Below are 16,472 nucleotides of genomic sequence, written 5' to 3' on the forward strand. Positions count from 1 at the left end.
CCGCACGACCTCAGGAGCGGTGGCCGGCCGGCCCGTCCACCAGCCGCAGCGGCAGCGACTTCAGACCGTTGATGAAGTTCGACACGAGCCGCTGCGGCGGACCGGCGACGGCCAGGGCGGGAAGCAGCCGGCAGGTCTCCTCGTACAGCACCCGCAACTGCAGCCGGGCGAGATGCGCGCCCAGGCAGACGTGCGGACCGTCACCGAACGAGACATGGGGGTTCACGGACCGGGCGAGGTCCAGCCGGTGCGGGGCGGCGAAGACCCGCTCGTCGTAGTTCGCCGAACCGTGGAAGACCACCACCTTGTCGCCCGCGCGCACGCGACGCCCGGCCACCTCGGTGTCATGGGCAGCGGTACGGCGGAAGCTGAGCACCGGCGGATGCCAGCGCAGCAGCTCCTCCACCGCCGTCGCCGTCCCCACGGCGCCCGTGCGCAGCCGGCGGTACGCGTCCGGATGCCGGGCCAGTGCCAGCAGTCCGCCGGGCGCCGCGCTGCGGACGGTGTCGTTGCCCGCGATGGTCAGCAGGAAGAAGAACATCTCCAGCTCGGCCGTGGCCAGTTCGGGGTCCGCGGCGAGCACCGTCATCACGTCGTCGCCCGGATGCCGCCGCTTGTGGGCGGCCAGCTCCCGCGCGAAGCCGAACATGTCCTGCAGCATCGCCGGCGAGCGCGGGTTGGCGGGCCGCCCGTCCGGGCCGGACACGGGCGGGCCCGACTCGTCCGGGTCCTGGTAGCCGATGACACGACGGGTCCACTCCAGGAGCAGCCCGCGCTCGGCGGGCGGCACACCGAGCAGATCGGCGAGGTTGAGCAGCGCGAAGTCGTCGGTGACCGCCGTGACGAGATCACACACCCCGTTCCCCGCGCGCGCCGCGTCGACCGCCGCCGTCAGCAGGGCACGCGCCCGCTCGCGTACCACCGCACCGAAACGGCCGACCTGACGAGGGGTGAAGGCCCGGCTGACCGAACGGCGCAGCCGCCCGTGGTCCGGCGGGTCCTGGTTGAGCATCATGCGCCGGATGAACGGCAGATCGGCGGGGGCGGGATCACGGATCTGGGTGGCGCCCAGGTGCGAGGAGAAGGTGCGGGCGTCCTTCAGGACCCGTACGACGTCCTCGTGCCGGGTGACCGCCCAGAAGCCCGGCCCGGCGGGCCAGCCCAGCACCTCGTGTTCCTCCTGCCACGCCACCGGGTGCCGGTCACGCAGGAGCCGGTACGCCGCGTGCGGCAGCCCGTCGGCGTAGCCCCGCGGATCGAAGACATCCGGTCCCTCCCGCTCCGGGGCACCGGCCGCGGTCACGGTCATCCGGCCGTCGCGCCGTCCTCGTCGGCGCGCAGGAAGTCCTCCACGGCCCGGATCAGTTCCAGCGGCGTCTCGTCCATGGCGTAGTGCCCCGCCGAGGGCAGCTCGACCAGCTCACCGCGGGTGTACCACCGCATCCAGGTCTGCCGCGTCAGCTCGGCGGTCAGCGCGGGGTCCAGCGTGCCGGTCACCGCCAGCGCCGGCACCCGCGAGCCCTCCACCTCGGTCGCGAAGCCCTCCCTCGACCAGGAGTCCAGCCAGGACCGGAACGCCTTCGGGTCGCTGCACTCCAGCGACCGCCGCACCATCCGGTCCAGCCAGGCGGCCGGGCGCCGCCCGCCGGTGGTGAGGTCGATGATGGCCCGCCGGTTCTCCGGGGTGCGGTCCGCGGAGGAGAACAGCTCCCACTCCTGCGGCGGCAGCGGCAGCCCGGAGGCGGGAACCGGCGAGATCCCGACCATCCGGCGCACCCGCCGCGGCGCCGCCGCCAGCACCCGCTGCACCACGCTCGCCCCCATCGAATGCCCGACCACCGAGAACCGTTCCCAGCCCAGCCGATTGGCGAGCGCCAGCACATCCGCCGCCCCCTCACCCGTGGTGTACGCGCCGTCCGCCCCCTTCGCCGCCCCGTACCCCCGGAGATCGACCAGCGCGTACTGAAACGCCCCCTGATCGAGATCCGCCCGGACCGGGTCGAAGGCCGACCGGTCGGCGAACCACCCGTGCACGAGGACGACCTTGTGCGATCCCGTCCCGTGCACCTCATGAGGCAGTACGAAGGAAGCCACGCTCACTCCAACCGTCTAACGAAACCCACCGACGCCAACGGCCACCGGCCGCGTGCGACCACCCTGACCGCAACCTCCCCACCCTGCAAGGGCGCCACGGGGGTGGGGATTCAGGGGGAGCCCGTCGCGCCCGCCGCGCCGGCGACGCGCGCTCTCATGTCCGCGGGCGTGGCGTGTTCCTCACTTTGACCCGCTCTCAGGAACCGCCCCCACCGCGCCTATGTATCGGATGATCGACCGGGTATGCCACCGGCGCATTCGGAGTGCGGCGGCGTGCGCCCGGCCGGAGGGAGGAATCTGGTCGGTAAACCTCGGCTTCGCATGTCGCGTTTTCCCGTACGGCTCGTTGTCGCTCACGTGATTCCCTGTAGCAGCCCGGCCCCGGGCATCAACAGCGCCAAGAGACCGCAGAGCGTCAGCTGGGCGGGGCGTATCGCCCTGATCGAGCCCGCCCCCAGATGGGCCCGCTACGCCCGCTATCTCGCGCCGCACTGGAAGGGCATGGCGCGCCTCGACAGTGCCAACGGGATCGGCGCCCTCCCGGCCGCGCTCCTTCTGGTGCTCGCGGCGGCCGTGGTCTTCGGCGGTGGCGGAGCGGGGGCGGCTCTGGCGGTGCGGGCCCTCTGCGGGGAGCCCCATCTGCTGGGATTCTGGCTGGCCTTCGACGCCGCGACCGCCTTCGTCCTGGCCGGCTCCTATTGGGTGGTCAGCCGGTACGGCCTGCGGTTCTACGACACCGAACCCGCGGACAACGAGATCTGGCGCCTGGTGACCGTCGCCAACACGGCCTGGCGTGCCCTGCCCCGCTCGCACCGCCGTATGCACCAGCCCCGGCTGCGTGCCGCCAACACCGCGGCACGGCTGCTGCTCACCGACCACACCGACCCCCGCACCCGGCAGGCGCTGACGGCCCACACCGAACTGCTGCGCCAGCTGTCCGTGACCGTGCTGCCGGAGACCCCGCCGCACGACCAGGCGGAGGAAGCCCTCACCGCCGCCCTCGCGCATCTGACGGACGAATGCCAGGGCCTCCGGGAAGCGGCCGCCCCCACGCCACCCACCCCGCTTCCGTCGCTCACCGCCGCCCCGGCGTGACGGCCCCGAGGACAGCGGCACTCCGTCCCTCGGGCGGGCGCAGGCCCGGGGGCGGAGCCGTGTCAGGGACACGTACGGCACCGGCCCGTGCTCACTCGCCGTGCCCGTCCCGGGGGAGTGTCTGAAGGCCGCGCTCCAGGAAGTGGCGTTCGGCCGCGTTGTCGGTCCGGGCGAGGGCCTTCTCGTACGCCTGGGCCGCTTCGCCGTTGCGGTGGAGGCGGCGGAGCAGATCGGCGCGGACGGCGTGGAAGAGGTGGTACCGGTCGAGGGGGAGGCCGTCGACGAGGGCGAGCGCCGCCTCCGGGCCCTCGACCTCGGCCACCGCCACCGCACGGTTCAGCGCCACGACGGGGCTCGGGTCGAGGGCGAACAACTGGTCGTACAGCTGAAGGATCTGCCGCCAGTCGGTGGCCGCCGCGGACGGCGCGTCGCTGTGGACGGCGTTGATGGCCGCCTGGATCTGATATGGGCCGGGCGCGTCGCGTCGCAGGCACCGCCGGACGAGCGCCTGGCCCTCGGCGACGAGGGCGTGGTCCCAGTGGCTGCGGTCCTGGTCGGCCAGCAGCACGAGTTCGCCGTCCGGGCCGGTACGGGCGGCCCGCCGCGAGGCGGTGAGCAGCATGAGGGCGAGCAGCCCCATCGCCTCGGGCTCGTCCGGCAGCAGCTCGGTGAGCAGCCGTCCGAGCCGGATCGCCTCCCGGCAGAGGTCCTCGCGGACCAGTGACTCACCCGAACTGGCCGTGTAGCCCTCGTTGAAGACGAGGTAGACCACGGCCAATACGGCACGCAGGCGGTCGGGGAGATCGGCGTCGGTCGGGAGGCGGTAGGGAATCCGCGCATCGCGGATCTTGCCCTTCGCCCGGACGAGGCGTTGCGCCATGGTCGGCTCGGAGACCAGGAAGGCGCGGGCGATCTCGGCGGTGGTGAGTCCGCCGAGGAGCCGGAGCGTCAGCGCGACCCGGGCGGCGGGGGCGAGCGCGGGGTGGCAGCAGGTGAAGATCAGACGTAGCCGGTCGTCGCGCACGGGTCCCTCCTCGGCCGGTTCGGCGCCGGCGTGCAGCAGCGCGGCCTGCGCGTGCCGGTCGTCGCGGGACGCCTCCCGGCGCAGCCGGTCGATCGCACGGTTGCGGGCGGTGGTGATGATCCATCCCGCCGGGCTCGGGGGCAGCCCGGCGGACGGCCAGCGCTCGGCCGCCGTGGTGAAGGCCTCCTGGACCGCCTCCTCTGCGACGTCGAGGTCACCGAAGACGCGGACCAGGACGGCGACCGCACGCCCGTACTCCTCGCGGAACACGCGCCCGACCTCGGCCGCGGCCGCCCCCGGCACACCGGACGTCACCCGCAGGACCCGTGCTGCAGCGGCCTCACCTCGATGGGGAGCGTGGTGGCGCGGGCGAGCTTGCGGCCCCATTCGAGCGCGGCATCGAGGTCGGGGGCCTGGATGACGGTGAACCCGCCGACGTGCTCCTTGCCCTCGAGGTACGGACCGTCGGTCATGAGCGTCTCGTCGTCCTTCTGCCGCACCACGGTCGCCGTGCCCGGCGGGTGCAGACCCCCGGCGAACACCCAGGCGCCGGCCGCCCTGAGCTCGGTGTTCACGGCCTCGACGTCCCGCATGATCGGCTCCAGGAACTCCGGCGACGGCGGGGGCCCGTCCGGCTGGTAGATGCTGAGCAGGTAGTGCGTCATGGTGGGCCTCCTCGGCCGTTCGTCGCGCCGGCGCGGGCCGGCCTCTCACCCTCTATACGAAGGGCCCCGCCCCGGATCGACACCGTGACACGACCGCCCGCGGATTTCTTCGCCGATTCCCGTGGCGGGCCGCGGAAAGGTCTCCGGGTGGCTACGCCGGCGGCCTGCTCCATTGGGGGAATGCACGGCCGCACACGTTCGAAGACGGCGCCGCGGTGATACCACCTCTGGGTATACGCAGCGGGTCAGCACCGGCCTCGCGCGCGGCAGTCGTCCCCCTTCCGGCGCTGGCCACGGGAGGGGCGGGAGGCGGTGGCGGCCAAGTGCGGAACCGACCCGGCGGGGAACGCGAGCGGTCCCCCGGCACCCACGGGAACGGGCCCCGGCGGCCCCGGGGCACGGCAGGGCGTACCGCCCGCGGGGTGCGTGCCCCGGGCCTGCGGCGGGCGAGGGGGCGTGCACCGGACCGTGACCTGGGGGAGGGCATCGCGGTCTCGCCGACCCTGCGAGTGGCCGCGGGATACGCCTGGCGCCTGATCATCGTCGGAGCGGCCGCCTACGGGATCTTCGCGGCCCTGGGCCGCTTCCACCTGGTGACGCTGGCGGTCTTCCTGGCCCTGGTGCTGACGGCCCTCCTGGAGCCCGAGGTCAGTCTGCTGAGCCGCTGGATGCCACGGTCGGCGGCGGTCGTGGTCGGCCTGCTGGTGGGCATCCTGCTCCTCTTCACCGTCCTGAGCCTGATCGGGGCGACCGTCGCCGGTGAGTGGGACGGGCTGCGCCGGGAGTTCGTCGGCGGCGTGGAGAGAATCGAGCACTGGCTCGAAGGGCCGCCGGTCCATCTGCGTCCGGGGACGCTCTCCGACGTGCAGTCCCGGCTGTCGCGCTTTGTGACCAGCCATCGCGCCACCCTGATCAGCACCGCCCTGAGCGGCTTCGGCCAGCTGGTGGCCGCCGTGACGGTGGGGGTGCTGGCGCTGTTCTGCTCGATCTTCTTTCTGCACTCGGGCGACCGGATGTGGACCTGGTTCGGCGGCCAGCTGCCGGCCCGCGGACGGCATCCCGTGCAGGCCGCCGGCGCCGCCGCGTGGATCACCTTCACCGGCTACACCCGCGGCATCGTGGTGGTGGCCGCCATCAACGCCGTTCTCGTGGGAGTGGGCCTCTTCGTCCTGGGGATTCCGCTCGCCCTCCCCCTGGCCGTACTGGAGTTCTTCGCCGCCTTCATCCCGCTGGTGGGCTCGCCGGTGGCCCTGGCCGTGGCCGCCGTGGTGGCGCTGGCCGCGAAGGGGCCGGTGGTGGCCGCCGGCGTCGTCGTGCTGATCGTCCTCATCGGCCAGCTGGAAGGCCATGTGCTGCACCCCCTCGTGATGAGCAAAGCGGTCCAGCTGCATCCGGTGGTGGTCGCCCTCACGGTCATCTGCGGCAGCATCACCGCGGGCGTACTCGGCGCCGTCGTCGCCGTCCCCATGGTCTCGGTGGCCTGGTCCGTCTACGGCGTACTGCGCGTGCCGCCCGAGCCTGTCGGTCCGGTCGGTCCGGGGGGCTGAGGGGGCTGTCGGCCGGTGTGGCGCGGGCCGGCCCTCGCGCCACAACCGCTGCTCTCCGTCCCGTCCGGGCGCCGTGAGACCCCCGTCATCCCCAGCCGACGGCGCCCTCGGTCCATGCCCGGCTGAGGATCTCTTCGACTGTCTCGTCCACCGTCTGCCGCGAGGTGTCCAGCCACAGACCGATGTCCCGGGGCGTGTCGGCCCGCATCAGCTCGTCCAGGTCCCCTACGGACCAGTCGGGCCCGTACGCCGTCTTGGGGCGGGAGGCCTCGCGGGCCTCGACCGCCGCCGGATCGGGGAGCAGCACGACGACCGCGAGCGGCCTGGTCTTGATGAGCCCGGTCATCTCGGCGAGGTACCGGCCGATGAGGATGTCCTGCGCGATGACGGTGAAGCCGGCCTGTGCGTACGCGTCGGCACAGTGCGCCGTCAGCCGGTAACGCAGTTCGAGCTGGGCGACGGCGGGCTCCGCCGCGTCAGCCGTCATGGCGATCTGGCCCCGGACGATGTTGCGGCGGAAGGTGTCACCGCGCAGGTGGACGGATCGGGGCAGGCGCTCGGCGAGGGCCTGGGCCACCGTGGACTTGCCGGCCGCCTGGATACCGGTGATCACCACGACGCCACCGTCGTTCCACGGCCCCTGTGGTGTCACTCGTCCGGGAGCGTTTGCGGTCATGGTGCGGAATCTGCCTCTCTGCTGAGGGCGGGCGTCGAACGGCTGACAACGCCGCGCGCCGCGAAATGCATGTCCTTCCCGCGCTTGCTGGGCGACCATATCGCCCACCCAGGACGACGCCGCAAAACATTTCCCCACCGGGTCGCGGTACGCGAGTAATTCCGGCCACGTAGTTGTCTCCCTTTCAGGCGACGGATGGCTGGTCAGCCGTCGCGATCGACCACGCCCAACGCCTGGCTGTTGGCCGGAATGTGCAAGTCGGTGAAAGTGCGGGGACCTTCCGGAGTGGGCTGCGGAGGTGGATATTCCGTGGGTGTTCCTTTCTCTTGAGGTTTTGTGACGGGCATAGAGGGGTCCTGGTCAAGCGCTCAGATTCCGGATTCTGTTCCTGAATTTCCGCACAAGGGCCCGCGGTCTCGTGAGGAATTCCCCGACGGCCGTCCCGCGGCCGCCCGTGCTCGCCCGGTCGGCCGCACGGATTGTTGGCCTCGGGCCGATCCGGGTACCTGCCCTGGGGCCGGTCCTCCGCACCATTCCGGCCCGTGGACTCACACGCCCGCACCCCGCGACCCCGATTCCCAGGGAGCCCCCGTGAAGTTCGGTGTATCGACCTTCGTCACCGACCAGGGCATCACGCCCGCCGCGCTCGGGCGTGCCGTCGAGGAGCGCGGCTTCGACTCCCTGCTCATCGCCGAGCACACCCACATCCCGGTGGACCGCCGCTCCCCCTATCCAGGCGGCGGGGAACTGCCGGAGGTCTACTACCGGACCCTCGACCCGTTCGTCGCACTCGGCGCGGCCGCCGCGGTGACCGAGCGGATTCTGCTGGGCACCGGTATCGCGCTGGTGGCGCAGCGGGACCCGATCATCACGGCCAAGGAGGTGGCCTCACTGGACCTGGTCTCCGGCGGGCGGGCCGTCTTCGGGATCGGCGTCGGCTGGAACCGGGAGGAGATGGCGAACCACGGCACCGACCCACGTACCCGGGGACGGCTCGTGGACGAGCGGCTGCGGGCGATGTGCGAGCTGTGGACGCGGGACAAGGCCGAGTTCCACGGGGAGTTCGTCGATTTCGACCCGGTCTACTCCTGGCCGAAACCGGTCCAGCGTCCGCATCCGCCGATTTACGTGGGCGGTGGCGAGGCGGCCTTCGACCGGGTGGCCGCCCTGGGCGACGCCTGGCTCGCCAACAGCCTGCCGCCGCAGGAGCTGGGGCCGAAGATCGACCGGCTGCGCGGCGTCGCGGGCCGCAGCGTGCCGGTGACGGTCTACGCGGTGAAGGACGAGCCCGCGACCGTCGAGCAGTACACCCAGCTCGGCGTGGAGCGCCTGCTGTTCTATCTTCCGACGCTGCCGGAGCCCGAGACCCGCGCGTACCTGGACCGGCTGTCCGGCGTCGCGGAACGTTTCCGGTGAGCCGCCGGACGCCGCAGTGCCGAGGATGACCGGGGGCGAGGCCCGGGAGCGCTTCACCCGGGCCCGGATCGCCCGCCTCGCGACCATCGACGACGCCGGCCGCCCGCACCTGGTGCCCGCCGTCTTCGCGCTGACCGGTGACACGGTGGTCTTCGCGGTGGACCACAAACCGAAGCGCTCGGCCCGCCTCACGCGGCTGGCCAACATCCGCGCCAACCCCCGGGTCTGTCTCCTCGTCGACGGTTATGACGAGGACTGGGACCGCCTGTGGTGGGCGCGCGCCGACGGCACGGCCTCCGTGCTGCCACCGGCCGAGCGGTCATCGGCCTCCGCGCGCTTTGTGGATCTGCTGACGCGCAAGTACCCACGGCAGTACGCCGGCCGTGCACCGGATGGCCCGGTGGTGGAGATCCAGGTGACCCGCTGGTCCGGCTGGCAGGCCGGCTGACGGGTCAGGGGCTGTCCGGTGGTCGGGGGAGGTCCCGCGCCGACCAACCGGACACGCCTCGGTGTCTGACCAGGTCAGGCGCCGATCACACCGGACTTCGCGATGACGATGTCGGCCTTGGTGGCGCCGCTGCGCGAGCCGAGGGACTCGATCTTCTTGACGAGCTCCATGCCCTCGACGACCTCGCCGAAGACGACGTGCTTGTTGTCGAGCCAGTCGGTGACGATGGTGGTGATGAAGAACTGCGAGCCGTTGGTGTTCGGGCCGGCGTTGGCCATGGAGAGCTGGCCCGGCTTGGTGTGCTTGAGCGTGAAGTTCTCGTCCGCGAACTTCTCGCCGTAGATGCTCTTGCCGCCGGTGCCGTTGCCGGCGGTGAAGTCGCCACCCTGGAGCATGAAGTCGGGGATGACACGGTGGAAGCCGGAGCCCTCGTAGCCGAAGCCGTGCTGGCCGGTGGCGAGCTCGCGGAAGTTCTGCGCGGTCTTGGGGACCACGTCGTCGAAGAGCGTGAAGACGATCCGGCCGGCCGGGTCGCCGTTGATGGTGATGTCGAAGTACACGTCGTTACTCATGCCGGTAATCCTCACATCCCCCGTGATCGGGTCGGCACGCGGCCCCGGCTTGCAGGTCACGGAGGGGAGCGAGCGCTGTGGCCGGGGCCCGAGCAGCCGCTCACGCCCGGCCGCGGTACGAGTCCGGTCGGGCGCGGCAACCGGCCGCCCGGCCCCCGTCGCCGCCGCGTTCGGCAGCGCTCCGGCAGGCGCACCAGGGCAGGAGGAACTGGGTGACCGGACCGACCGCGAGCGCGTACAGCACGGTGCCCGGTCCCACACTTCCGCCGAGCAGCCCGCCCAGCACGAGCACGGCGACCTCGATCACGGTGCGGACCAGCCGGAGGGAGCGCCCGGTCATGGCGGACGCACCGGTCATCAGCCCGTCCCGGGGGCCGGGGCCGAAGCGCGCTCCGACGTAGACGGCGACCGACAGTCCGTTGAGGAGGACGCCGCCGACGAGCAGTCCGATGCGGGCGGGGAGCCCGAAGTGGTGGGGGAGGAGAAGGAGACCGAGGTCGGACGAGCAGGCCAGGACGACGATGTTGGCGACGGTGCCGAGTGTCGGCCGCTGACGGAGCGGAATCCACAACAGCAGGACGAGCACCCCCAGGACGGCGCTGATCGTGCCGAAACTCAGCGGAGTGTGGCGCTCCAGCCCCTCGTACAGGACGCTCCAGGGATTGACGCCCAGCCCGGCCCTCACCAGGACCGAGAGACTGAACCCGTACAGGGCCAGGCCGACGAGCAGTTGGGGTAGTCGCCGCAACGGACGCTCGCCGACGGGGATATAGGCCAGCGGGGGCGGCGACGGGCGGGTACGGGACACTGCGGCGGCCGAGCCCTGGCACGGCGAGGGCTCGGCGCCGCCGTCCCGCCGGGTGCCTTCGCCCTGCCCGGCGCTTCCGCCCAGCTCAGCACCTCGTCCCGGCGCTGCGGTCCCGCCCGGCCCAATGTTGCCCCGGTCCGGCCCGGTACCCCGTTCCCGCCCGGTACCCCGTTCCCGCGCCTTCGTGGCCACACGCTCCCCACGATCAGGCCCAACTCCCCGCTCCTGGCGCCCTTCACTGTCCTGCTGCATGCCCGGTCCCCTCCACGGATGTCGCTGCCCGCGCTCTCCGCCTCTTCTCGGGCGCGGCCAATGCGGCGAGTCTGTACAGTGATTGGCCTGGGCAACACGGCCAATCCAGGGGGAGTGGTATGGCGGACCCGCATCCGTTCCGGCCCGTGGACAGGGTGGACCGCACCGACCGGACCCTCGGGAGCCGGCAGCTCGCCGCGATGCTGCCCGACCCCGCGGGAACCCGGCCCGCCTACCGCCACCTGGCCCGTTCGATCAGCGCGCTCATCCTGGACGGCCGTATCGCGCTGCACGTCAGACTCCCCGCCGAACGGGAACTGGCCACGGCCCTCAACACCAGCCGGGCCACCGTCACCGCTGTGTACGACCTGCTGCGCGAGAGCGGCTACGCCCGCAGCCGCCAGGGCTCCGGTACCTGGACCGCGCTGCCGGACGGGCAGGCCCCCAGCGGCATCACCCGCCTCCTCAGTGCCCAGGACACCGCGATCGACCTGGCCAGGGCCGCCCCCGGCCTGCCGGAACGGACGCTCACCGAGGCGCTCGCCCGGATCGCCCCACGGCTGGCCGAGCACGTGCACACCCCCGGCTACCACCCCTACGGTCTGCCGGAACTGCGCGCCACCATCGCCGAGCGCTTCACCCGGCGCGGGCTCGCCACCCTGCCCGAACAGATCCTGGTGACCTCCGGCGCCCAGCACGCCCTCACCCTCGTGCTGGGGCTGCTGTGCCGGCCCGGCGACCGGGCCATGGTCGAGAACCCGTCGTATCCGAACGCGCTGGAGGCCATGCGCCGCGGCCGGCTGCGCACGGTATCGGTCCCGGTGACCGACACCGGCTGGGACATCGAGATCGTCGAATCGACCGTGCGTCAGGTGGTGCCCCAACTCGCCTACCTGATACCGGACTTCCACAATCCCACCGGCTCGCTCATGCCTGGGCACGACCGAGCCCGCGTGCTGCGCGCCACACAGCGCGCCGGCACCTGGCTGGTCATCGACGAGACCCTGACCGACCTCGCCCTCGACGTCCCCGCCCCGCCGCCCTTCGCCTCCCACGGCACATCCGGCGGCACCGGCCAGGTCATCACCCTCGGCTCGATGAGCAAGACCCACTGGGGCGGTCTGCGCATCGGCTGGCTGCGCGCCCCCGCACGGCTCGTCACCGAACTCGCCGGCCAGCGGGTCGCCACCGACATGGGCGGCTCGGTCCTGGACCAGCTGCTGGCCCTCGCCCTGCTGGCACAGGCCGAAGAGCTGCTGCCGCCCCGCCTGGAACAGCTGCGCCGGCAGCGCACCGCCCTGACGGCGGCACTCGTCGAGCACCTGCCGCAGTGGACCTGGCAACTGCCGCCCGGCGGCCTCTCGTTGTGGGTCGACCTCGGCGAACCCATCGCCTCGGCGCTGGCCGAGCGGGCACGGGACTACGGGGTGCGCATCGAGGGCGGCGCCCACTTCGCCCCCGACCCGGGCCTCTTCGAACAGCGCCTCCGCATCCCGTACACCGTGCCGCCGGACACCCTGCGCGAGGCCGTCCAGCGCATGGCCACCGCCCTCGCCGACGGCCTCCCCCCGACGTCCACCGCCCGACCACCGCACTGGATCGCCTGAGCCTGAGAAGGACCGACGCGCCCGGCCGCACCCGGAAGGCCGGCCCCCGGGCCCCGGTCGCCGCCTCCACACGGCTTGCACCTCCCGCAACGTGAGGTCCTACGGTCCGGGCCATGAAGATCGTTGTTCATGACACGGCGTCCGCCATGCTCGACCTCCTGCAGCGCCCGCAGGAGCAGCGGCCCGACGCCCTGCGCGACATGCTCAGTCCGCTCCGCAGCGCCATGTCCCTGATGGGTGGCATGGACCCGGTCCAGATACATCAGCAGGGCAGCGGCTTCCGGCTCGACCGTGAGGACCCGCGCTACCTGCCCGCCCTCCGCCAGATGCAGCAGGCGGGGGTATGGACCCGCATCGAGGAAACCCTCACCACCGCCTGGGAACGGATCAGCGCCGCGACCCCCGGCATCAGACACGCCGAGACCGTGCATGTCGTCCTCGTACTCGGCGACCCCGACGACCGTCACCTGACGGTCCGCAGCGCCGGCTACTTCGGGATGGGCGGCATCCCGGGCGCGATCCACCTGACGATGTGGCCCACCGACACCAGCCTGCGGAAGATCGCCTACGGCGCCGCACACGAGCTCCACCACAACGTGCGCTACGCGAATGTGGTCTGGAACCCGACGGACGTCACCGTGGGGGAGTACGTCGTCGCCGAGGGCCTGGCCGAGGCATTCGTACGGGAACTCGCCGGCGAGCAGGCCATGGGCCCGTGGCCGAAGGCGCTGACCGGCGCCGCCCTGGACAGCGCCTACGAGAAGATCACTGCCGACATCGACGTGGTCGGCATGCAGAACCTGACTGCCTACGTGCTGGGCGACGCCACCGCACAACTCCTGGGCCAGCAGCCCGTGGGCCTGCCGGACTTCGCCGGATACGCGGCCGGACTACGCATCGTCGACGCCCACCTGGCCGCCACCGGCCTGACCGCCACCGAGAGCACCGCCCTGCCCGCCCACGAGATCCTCACCAACGCGGGCATCCCGACCCGGGGGTGACGCTCCCACCACCTCACGCCGGGGCCTCGCGGCATACCCGCCGACGGAACCGACGCCGACCTCAACCCGGCACCTGCCCACAGCGCCCGCAATACCCCCAAATCCAGATTCCGTGCTTCCAGGTCCCCATGGGGTTACCGGGCGGAAACCTCAGATCTCGCGCAAACCTTGCAGCTCAGCGTTGATCCGCCGGTCGAGCGGTGCCAGTGTTTCGGAATTCGCTCGCATCCACACAGTGAAGACCTGGAGGCCGTATGGCTGTCCGCCGTGCCGCTGTCGCCGCCGCGTCTGCGGCTACGCTCAGTCTTTCCCTGCTGGCCACCTCCTGCAATGTCAACGGCTCCGCGTCCGCCGCGGAAGCCACGGACCGGCCGCCCGCGAAGAAGGCCGTGGCCACCGGCAGCGGTGGCGCGGTGTCCAGCGTCAATCCGTACGCCTCCCGGGCCGGAATCGAGGTGCTGCGCAAGGGAGGCAACGCCGTGGACGCGGCGGTGGCAACTGCCGCCGCACTCGGCGTGGTCGAGCCCTACTCCGCGGGAGTCGGGGGCGGCGGCTACATGGTCTACTACGACGCCAAGGCCAAGTAGGTGCGCACCATCGACGGCCGGGAGACCGCGCCGCGCCGCATGCGGTCGGACTCCTTCCTCGACCCTTCGACCGGCAAGCCGCTGCCCACCGACGACGTGATCAACTCCGGTCTGTCGGTCGGCATCCCCGGCACGCCGGCGACCTGGGACAAGGCGCTCAAGAACTGGGGCACCATCTCGCTGGCGAAGGCGCTGCGCCCGGCCACCCAGGTGGCCCGCGACGGCTTCGTGGTCAACGACGAGTTCCGGGCGCAGACCGCCATGAACGAGAAGCGCTTCCGCGACTTCAAGTCCACCACCGACCTGTTCCTGCCCAAGGGCAAGCTCCCGGTGGTCGGCTCGCGCTTCCGCAACCCCGACCTCGCCCGGACCTACCGGCAGCTCGCCCGGGAAGGCGTCGACGCGCTCTACCACGGGTCGGTCGGGCGCGATGTGGTGCGGACCGTCAAGAAGCCGCCGATGGCTCCCGGCTCCTCGCACAAGGCGCGCCCAGGTCTCATGAAGGCGAAGGACCTCGCCGACTACAAGGCCGTACACCGGAACCCGACCCGGACCTCCCATCACGGGCTGGACGTCTACTCCATGGCACCGTCCTCGTCCGGCGGCACCACCGTGGGCGAGGCGCTGAACATCCTGGAGGACGTCGGGCTCTCCAAGACCGACAAGGCCCAGGCCCTGCACCACTACCTGGAGGCCAGCCGGATCTCCTTCGCCGACCGCAACCGCTGGGTGGGCGACCCGGCGTTCTCGGACGTGCCCACCAAGCCGCTGCTCGCCAAGGAGTTCGCGAAGGACCGGGCCTGTCTGATCCGTTCGGACAAGGCCCTGACCAGCCCACTCGCTCCCGCAGACCCACGCCACCCGGGATCGGGCTGCGAGCACAAGACCGGCGGCAAGCAGCCGCACGAAGGGCCCTCGACCACGCATCTGGTGGCCGCGGACCGCTGGGGCAACGTCGTCTCCTACACCCTGACGATCGAGCAGACCGGCGGCTCGGCCATCACCGTGCCCGGACGCGGGTTCCTGCTCAACAACGAGCTGACCGACTTCGACTTCGCCCCCCTCACCAAGGGGACGCCGGACCCGAACCTGCCGGGCCCCGGCAAGCGCCCGCGCAGCAGCATGTCGCCGACGATCGTCCTGCGGGACGGCAAGCCGATGCTCGCGGTGGGTTCACCGGGCGGCGCCACGATCATCACCACCGTGCTGCAGACTCTGGTCAACCGTGTCGACCTCGGTATGTCGCTCCCGGCCGCGGTCGCCGCACCGCGTCTCTCCCAGCGGAACCAGACCGCCACCGAAGCCGAACCGGCCTTCCTCAAGTCTCCCGAGCGGAAGAAGCTGGAAGCCATGGGCCACAAGTTCGTCCTCGCCCCGAAGGCCTTCACCCCCTCACCGGAGATCGGAGCGGTGGCCGCCCTGGAGTTCCTGCCGAACGGCAAGCTCTCGGCGGTGGCCGAACCCAAGCGCCGCGGTGGTGGCTCAGCCATGGTGCTCAAGGAATCCCACTGAGGCCGGGCGGGGCAGGCCGGCGCCATCAGACCAGCGATGCGAAGCGCTGGGCGCTATGAGGCCCCTCTCATGAAGTTCGCGGGCTGAGGTCCGCCTCGTGGAGCCGGTCCCCGTTCGGGCTATGTCCTGGGCGGGGGCCGGTTGCCGTTACGGGAGATGGTGGCCTCCCGCGAGCGCTCGCCGTGAGCGTTGCCCGGGGGCCTCCGGCGGCGTGCATGGCCCCTGCCGTACATCTCAGGTGTGGTCGGCGGGCTCGCCGTGGCCCTGCCATGGCCGGGCGAGCGCGATCAGTGCCATCGCGGAGAGCAGAACGAAGCCCAGCACCACGACGGCCGTCGACATGGCGGTGATGCTCCCCAGGACCCCCGGTAGAGGCGCGGCCGCGGCCCCGAGCGCGAACTGTGCGCCGCCGAGCATGCCGGAAGCGGCTCCAGGGGCGTCGCTGCCGACCGCGAGGACGATGGTGGTGGCGGAGGGCAGCAGCAGCCCGAACCCGAAGGTCAGGCCGAACAGGCAGGCCCACGTGGTGGGGAGCGTGCTGATGCCGACGGCGAGCAGCGTCATCAGTGTGATCGTGGCGGCGACGGTGACGCTCACACCGATGACGAGCAGGGAGTTGAGACGCACGCGCCCCGCCAGCCGTCCGAAGAGGGCCCCGGCTCCTACGGTGCCGACGGCGTGCGTGGCGAAGACGAGGCTGTAGCCCGTGGGGGACAGGCCGTAGATGTTCTGGAAGACGAAGGGTGAGCCGGAGATGTAGGCGAACAGGGCGGCCAGTCCACACCCCATGATGAGGACGTATCCGATCAGTTCGCGACGCCGAAGCAATCCGCCCACCGCTGCGAGTACGGCCCGCAGACCGCCGGTACGGCGCCGTTCGGCGGGGAGCGATTCGGGGACCCACGCCCAGACCGCGGTCAGCAACACCAGCCCGGCCACGGCCAGCGCCACAAACACCAGGCGCCACGATCCGACACCGAGGATGAGGCCTCCGATGACCGGCGCCAGCACCGGCGCGGTCATGGCTGTCACACTCAGCGTGGCGAGTCGGCGGGCGGCCTGGGTACCGGTGGACAGGTCGCTGACGACCGCCCGTCCTATGACGAGTCCCGCGCTGCCGGCGACCCCCTGTTGATGTGCGACTCTGTGTCGTCAACTCATGTGACTC

General features: G+C 71.8%; 13 protein-coding genes and 2 pseudogenes. 7 read left to right on the top strand and 8 right to left on the bottom strand.

Annotated features, from left to right (window positions below; genetic code table 11):
• Nucleotides 1-10: 10 nt before the first annotated feature.
• Both ACWC9R_RS11540 and ACWC9R_RS11545 read right to left on the bottom strand, forming a co-directional pair.
• Nucleotides 11-1,309 (bottom strand): cytochrome P450, encoded by a 1,299-nt coding sequence (locus tag ACWC9R_RS11540; RefSeq protein ID WP_450730680.1) that lies wholly within the window; start codon nt 1,307-1,309, stop codon nt 11-13.
• Nucleotides 1,306-2,094, bottom strand: a complete 789-nt coding sequence (locus ACWC9R_RS11545) for an alpha/beta fold hydrolase (protein ID WP_450730682.1) — start codon at nt 2,092-2,094, stop codon at nt 1,306-1,308. The genes ACWC9R_RS11540 and ACWC9R_RS11545 overlap by 4 nt, the downstream gene beginning before the upstream one ends.
• A 357-nt stretch (nt 2,095-2,451) precedes the next feature.
• On the opposite strand from ACWC9R_RS11545, the gene ACWC9R_RS11550 reads away from it, so the two are divergent.
• Entirely contained in the window at nt 2,452-3,189 is a 738-nt protein-coding gene (locus tag ACWC9R_RS11550; protein WP_450730684.1) for a hypothetical protein, read from the top strand.
• Nucleotides 3,190-3,280: 91 nt separating this feature from the next.
• Here ACWC9R_RS11550 and ACWC9R_RS11555 read toward each other — a convergent pair whose 3' ends face one another.
• A complete protein-coding gene (locus ACWC9R_RS11555; RefSeq protein ID WP_450730859.1) occupies nt 3,281-4,516 on the bottom strand; it encodes an RNA polymerase sigma factor in 1,236 nt (411 codons plus the stop codon).
• A gap of 8 nt (nt 4,517-4,524) precedes the next feature.
• Nucleotides 4,525-4,878 (bottom strand): YciI family protein, encoded by a 354-nt coding sequence (locus ACWC9R_RS11560; RefSeq protein WP_450730685.1) that lies wholly within the window; start codon nt 4,876-4,878, stop codon nt 4,525-4,527.
• A gap of 422 nt (nt 4,879-5,300) precedes the next feature.
• Between ACWC9R_RS11560 and ACWC9R_RS11565 the strand changes: the two genes are divergently transcribed.
• Nucleotides 5,301-6,425, top strand: coding sequence for an AI-2E family transporter (locus ACWC9R_RS11565; protein ID WP_450730687.1), 1,125 nt, complete (start codon nt 5,301-5,303; stop codon nt 6,423-6,425).
• An 85-nt stretch (nt 6,426-6,510) separates the two neighbouring features.
• Here the strand turns inward: ACWC9R_RS11565 and ACWC9R_RS11570 are convergent, their stop codons facing one another.
• Nucleotides 6,511-7,101: an AAA family ATPase gene (locus tag ACWC9R_RS11570; protein WP_450730689.1), complete on the bottom strand. Its 591-nt coding sequence runs from the start codon at nt 7,099-7,101 to the stop codon at nt 6,511-6,513.
• Nucleotides 7,102-7,692: 591 nt separating this feature from the next.
• Between ACWC9R_RS11570 and ACWC9R_RS11575 the strand changes: the two genes are divergently transcribed.
• Nucleotides 7,693-8,517 (top strand): LLM class F420-dependent oxidoreductase, encoded by an 825-nt coding sequence (locus tag ACWC9R_RS11575; protein ID WP_450730691.1) that lies wholly within the window; start codon nt 7,693-7,695, stop codon nt 8,515-8,517.
• A 25-nt stretch (nt 8,518-8,542) separates the two neighbouring features.
• Nucleotides 8,543-8,965: a TIGR03668 family PPOX class F420-dependent oxidoreductase gene (locus ACWC9R_RS11580; protein WP_450730693.1), complete on the top strand. Its 423-nt coding sequence runs from the start codon at nt 8,543-8,545 to the stop codon at nt 8,963-8,965.
• A gap of 74 nt (nt 8,966-9,039) precedes the next feature.
• Here the strand turns inward: ACWC9R_RS11580 and ACWC9R_RS11585 are convergent, their stop codons facing one another.
• The gene (locus tag ACWC9R_RS11585) at nt 9,040-9,537 is read right to left on the bottom strand and encodes a peptidylprolyl isomerase (RefSeq protein WP_362614196.1); all 498 of its coding nucleotides are present in this window, start codon (nt 9,535-9,537) and stop codon (nt 9,040-9,042) included.
• A gap of 100 nt (nt 9,538-9,637) precedes the next feature.
• Nucleotides 9,638-10,345: a membrane protein YczE gene (yczE, locus tag ACWC9R_RS11590; protein ID WP_450730695.1), complete on the bottom strand. Its 708-nt coding sequence runs from the start codon at nt 10,343-10,345 to the stop codon at nt 9,638-9,640.
• Between the two features lie 371 nt (nt 10,346-10,716).
• Here yczE and yczR point away from each other — a divergent pair, with 371 nt between their 5' ends.
• From yczR to ggt, 3 genes and pseudogenes are all read left to right on the top strand, one after another.
• Nucleotides 10,717-12,204: a MocR-like transcription factor YczR gene (yczR, locus tag ACWC9R_RS11595; protein ID WP_450730696.1), complete on the top strand. Its 1,488-nt coding sequence runs from the start codon at nt 10,717-10,719 to the stop codon at nt 12,202-12,204.
• A gap of 113 nt (nt 12,205-12,317) precedes the next feature.
• Nucleotides 12,318-13,205 carry a DUF2268 domain-containing protein gene (locus ACWC9R_RS11600; RefSeq protein WP_450730697.1) on the top strand — a complete coding sequence of 296 codons (888 nt, stop codon included), beginning with the start codon at nt 12,318-12,320 and terminating at the stop codon, nt 13,203-13,205.
• 254 nt (nt 13,206-13,459) lie between these two features.
• Nucleotides 13,460-15,304 (top strand): annotated as a pseudogene (ggt, locus tag ACWC9R_RS11605) (gamma-glutamyltransferase).
• Between the two features lie 234 nt (nt 15,305-15,538).
• On the opposite strand, the pseudogene ACWC9R_RS11610 reads toward ggt, so the two are convergent.
• Nucleotides 15,539-16,423: pseudogene (locus tag ACWC9R_RS11610) on the bottom strand (MFS transporter); the annotation flags it as partial.
• Between the last annotated feature and the right edge of the window lie 49 nt (nt 16,424-16,472).

It is taken from the genome of Streptomyces sp. NPDC001219 (genome assembly GCF_053597915.1).